This is a genomic window from Psychrobacter sp. T6-1, assembly GCF_052258445.1.
This window is the reverse complement of sequence record NZ_JBQQFC010000585.1, coordinates 1-949: the sequence shown is the minus strand read 5'-3', so window position 1 is coordinate 949 and position 949 is coordinate 1. Positions and strand designations below refer to the sequence as shown.

1 protein-coding gene is annotated in these 949 nt (G+C 47.9%); it reads left to right on the top strand.

What is annotated here, in order from left to right:
• The coding region (locus ACTXGO_RS14760) for an NAD(P)/FAD-dependent oxidoreductase (RefSeq protein ID WP_443575053.1) at positions 1 to 908 on the top strand (908 nt) is incomplete at its 5' end.
• Between the last annotated feature and the right edge of the window lie 41 nt (positions 909 to 949).

Below are 949 nucleotides of genomic sequence, written 5' to 3'. Positions count from 1 at the left end.
GCTTTATTGCGCCTTGGCTGGACTCAGGACTGTTGCAGCCTTGGCTTGCACAGGTTGTCAATACAACGCCTGCCAACTGCAAAGAGAGCGTGGCAAAAACTGAGGTCAAAGAGCAGTGGGATACCAACCATGCGCGCTATATCAGCACCCCAAAAATGACCAGTTGGGGCCGAGATCTGGCCGATACATTGCAGCAGAGCACGATTGAATTCAAGACGCGTGTTGCGCCATTAGCACAGTACACTCATGCGCAAACGGATGCTCACTTGCAAACTGACAGCACTTTAACCAGCAAGCAGACTGAGATTTTTGATGAGAGTGGTGAGCGCTTAGGCGTGTTTGATTGGGTGATCTGCACCGCGCCCAACGTGCAAGCTTTTGAGCTGATGGCAGAGAGCGGCTTTAGTGAACTCTCACAAATCATGCAGCCTAAGATGCTGGCTTGTTATACCTTGATGCTTGGTTGGGATGATATAAAGCATCTACCAAAGACAATCAGTGACAAGCCTGCGTGGGACGTGGCCTATGTGCAGGACTCTATATTAGATAGAATATTTATTGAGCATCAAAAGCCTGGCCGTGAGGCGCTGCTACCGAGCATAACGATTCACGCCCGTAATGACTGGTCAGAGCAGCATGTTGATGAGGACATCGACACTATTAAAGCGCAGTTATTAGTCGCAGCGCAGCAAGCACTGAACTGGAATGACGATAGCGCTCCTAGTCAAATTGACTGTCATCGCTGGCGTTATGCGGCAACCGTGACCGACGAGGACAGCGAGCCGTTAGGGATATTAGTAGATAAGCGAAAGCAGTGGATTGTGAGTGGCGACTGGTGCCATGAAGGTAATATCGAAAGTGCTTATTTGATAGCGCAGCAGACAGTTAAAGTCATACTTCAGCATTAGCTTTTACATTTAAATCTATTATATTTAAATAAAGTATCACC